This window comes from Desulfovibrio sp. 1188_IL3213 (assembly GCF_036763145.1).
Taxonomy (GTDB): domain Bacteria; phylum Desulfobacterota; class Desulfovibrionia; order Desulfovibrionales; family Desulfovibrionaceae; genus Desulfovibrio.
The window spans coordinates 1-3,166 of record NZ_JBAIYR010000274.1 but is presented as its reverse complement, the minus strand read 5'-3'; the positions used below and the strand labels follow the sequence as shown (position 1 = coordinate 3,166).

Annotated in this window: 4 protein-coding genes; all 4 read left to right on the top strand. The window is 59.7% G+C overall.

The features are described from left to right. The first annotated feature begins 143 nt into the window (after nt 1-143). Nucleotides 144-455 (top strand): His/Gly/Thr/Pro-type tRNA ligase C-terminal domain-containing protein, encoded by a 312-nt coding sequence (locus V6C16_RS10130; RefSeq protein ID WP_333543134.1) that lies wholly within the window; start codon nt 144-146, stop codon nt 453-455. A 1-nt stretch (nt 456) separates the two neighbouring features. Next, on the top strand, nt 457-2,358 hold the full coding sequence (gene aspS, locus V6C16_RS10125) for an aspartate--tRNA ligase (RefSeq protein ID WP_333535455.1): 1,902 nt from the start codon (nt 457-459) through the stop codon (nt 2,356-2,358). Between the two features lie 44 nt (nt 2,359-2,402). Continuing rightward, nucleotides 2,403-2,921 carry a peptide deformylase gene (def, locus tag V6C16_RS10120; protein WP_333535453.1) on the top strand — a complete coding sequence of 173 codons (519 nt, stop codon included), beginning with the start codon at nt 2,403-2,405 and terminating at the stop codon, nt 2,919-2,921. After that, the coding region (locus V6C16_RS10115; RefSeq protein WP_333535452.1) for a formyltransferase family protein at nt 2,894-3,166 on the top strand (273 nt) is incomplete at its 3' end. The genes def and V6C16_RS10115, both read left to right, overlap by 28 nt.

Sequence of the window (3,166 nt, the reverse complement as noted above, 5' to 3'; positions counted from 1 at the left end):
GCCAGAACTGAAGCCCTGCCCCGCATGCGGGAGCGATAACGTGGAATGCCTTGTCTGTACTATCAACGCTGACGAAAAGCAGGATATCCATTTTCAAATTGCGTGCGAGTCCTGCTATACCTCCGATGGAGCGCCTGGCCCTCATGATGGGAGCCGGGGACGCTGTTCCGGCGGACTTCTATCTTGTGGGTATGGATGCGCAAAGCAGGGCGCAGGGCTATGCGCTGACGCAAACGTTGCGCGCTGCGGGCCTGCGGGGCGAAATGAATTTCAGCGAGGCGGGCTTTAAAAGCCTTATGCGTCAGGCCGGCAAGTCCGGCGCGCGTTATTGCCTCATCATGGGACCGGACGAAGCGGCCCAGAACACTGTGGTTGTAAAAAATCTGGAAAGCGGAGAACAGGCCACTGTGCCGCAAGCCCAGGCACTACACATTTTGCAAACGGGAACCAACTAACATGACTGAAGAAAGCCAGATGGCAGAGCAGACGGCCCAGGCAGCCGCGCAGGGCCAGGACGTGCAGCAGGAACACCAGAAGTACATCACCGGCCTTGGGGACTGGCATCGCAGCCAGACCTGCGGTGAGCTGACCCTTGCCAACAACGGGCAGGAAGTCTGCCTCATGGGCTGGGTGCAGTACCGGCGCGACCACGGCGGTCTTATCTTTGTGGACCTGCGCGACCGTTCGGGTCTTACCCAGGTGGTCTTCAGCCCCGATGCCGCCCCGGAAGCACACAAGAACGCGCACATTCTGCGTTCGGAGTACGTGCTTGCCATCAAGGGCGTGGTGCGCCCGCGCCCCGAAGGCATGGTGAACCCCAACATGATCACCGGCGAAATCGAGGTAGTGGTTACGGAATGGAAGCTGCTCAATACTTCCAAAACCCCGCCCTTTGCCATTGAAAACCGTTGTGATGCGGGCGAGAACCTGCGCCTTGCCTGGCGCTACCTTGACCTGCGTCGTCCCCGCATGCAGGACAACCTGCGCCTGCGCCACAAGGTGGCCCAGTGCATACGCCGCCACCTGGATGAGGACGGCTTTGTGGAAGTGGAAACCCCGGTGCTCACCAAGTCCACGCCCGAAGGCGCGCGCGATTTTCTGGTTCCCAGCCGTCTCAATGCCGGCGAATTTTATGCCCTGCCGCAGTCGCCGCAGCTGTTCAAGCAACTGCTCATGGTGGCGGGCATGGACCGCTATTTCCAGATAGTGCGCTGCTTCCGCGACGAAGACTTGCGCGCCGACCGCCAGCCCGAGTTCACCCAGGTGGACATTGAAATGAGCTTTGCGGACGAAGAAACTGTCATGAGCATGGCTGAAAGGCTTATGGCCCGCGTGTTCAAGGACGTCATGGGCAAGGAGCTTTGCCTGCCGTTCCCGCGCATGCCCTGGGACGAAGCCATGGCCCGCTACGGCGTGGACAAGCCCGATACCCGTTTCGGTCTGGAGCTTGTGGACATTACCGAAATTGTGCGCGGTTCTGGCTTCAAGCTGTTTGCCACGGCCCCTCTGGTCAAGGGCATGAGGGTTCCCGGCGGCGAAAGCATGACCCGCAAGGAAATAGACGCCTTTACCGAATTTGTGAAAATATACGGCGCGCAGGGGCTGGCCTGGATCAAGATCAAGGCCGACGAATGGCAGTCGCCCATTGCCAAGTTCCTTTCCGATGAAGAACGCAAGGGCATTGCCGCGGCGCTGGATCTTCAGGTGGGAGATATCGTCTTTTTCCAGGCGGGAGAGCCGGGCATGGTCAATGCGGCGCTGGGCAACCTGCGCGTGCATCTGGCTAACCATATGCACCTGATACCTGAAAATACCTTTAACTTCCTCTGGGTTACCGACTTCCCGCTGTATGAGTACGATGAGGAAGAAAAGCGCTATGTGGCCTGCCACCATCCCTTTACCTCACCGGCTCCCGGTCATATGGACATCATGACCAGCGACCCCGCCCGCGCCCGCGCCCGCGCCTATGACATGGTGCTCAACGGCAGCGAGGTGGGCGGCGGCTCCATCCGTATCCATTCCGGCGAAGTGCAGCGCCGTATGTTCGAGGCCCTTGGCTTTACCCCCGAGCAGGCCGAAAGCCAGTTCGGCTTCCTTATTCAGGCGCTGGAGCACGGCGCGCCGCCGCACGGCGGCCTTGCCTTCGGTCTTGACCGTCTTATCATGTTGCTGTCAGGGGCCAACAGTATTCGCGACGTTATCGCCTTCCCCAAAACGCAAAAAGCCACCTGCCTCATGACGGACGCGCCTTCGCCCGTGGCAGCCAAGCAGTTGCGGGAGCTTGGCCTGCGCCTGCGTGAGCAGCCCGGTGAAAAAGGCAAGACCGACAAGCCCGCAACGGCTGAAAAGGCGGAATAGGCAACGCCCACCGGCCGTCAGGCTTTGAGCACAAGGAAGCAGCTATGATTCTTGATATTGTTACCTATCCTGATCCGCGCCTCAAAGAGGTGTGCGAGCCTGTTGCGGAAGTGACGGATGAAATCCGCCAGCTTGCAGCGGACATGCTCGAAACCATGTATGAGGCCCCGGGCGTGGGACTTGCCGCGCCTCAGGTGGGGCGCAATATACGCATGCTGGTTATGGACCCTTCTGCCCAGAAAGATGAGCGCAACCCCCGGGTGCTCATCAATCCGGTGCTGACGCTCTCCGGTGAGGAGATCGTCAGCGAGCAGGAAGGCTGCCTTTCCGTGCCGATGAACTACCGTGCGGACGTAAAGCGCATGAGCAAGGCGCACTTGAGCGCCACTGATCTTGACGGCAATGTCATTGAAGAAGATCTGGAAGACTTTGCCGCCATTGTCATGCAGCACGAATACGATCATCTCGACGGCATACTGTTTATTGACAAGGTGAGCCGCCTGCGGCGCAGCCTGTATGACAGCAAGGTTAAAAAATGGCTCAAGAAAAAGACTGCCGTATAGTGTTTATGGGTACTCCCGGCTTTGCGGCCGCCAGTCTGAAAAGGCTGGCGGCCTGGCCGCGCGCCCATATTGTCGCTGTATACACGCAGCCTGACCGTCCGGCGGGGCGCGGCCAAAAGCTTGCCATGTCCGCCGTGAAAAAACTTGCTCTGGAACTGGGCATTCCCGTATGCCAGCCCGCCAGCCTCAAGGGAGCCGAAGCCCAGGCCGAACTGGCCTCCTTCAGGCCCGACGTGCTGGCCGTG

Coding starts and splice junctions, on each gene's coding strand:
- V6C16_RS10130 (WP_333543134.1), top strand. CDS start 144: ATGATGGGAGCCGGGGACGCTGTTCCGGCGGACTTCTATCTTGTGGGT.
- aspS (WP_333535455.1), top strand. CDS start 457: ATGACTGAAGAAAGCCAGATGGCAGAGCAGACGGCCCAGGCAGCCGCG.
- def (WP_333535453.1), top strand. CDS start 2,403: ATGATTCTTGATATTGTTACCTATCCTGATCCGCGCCTCAAAGAGGTG.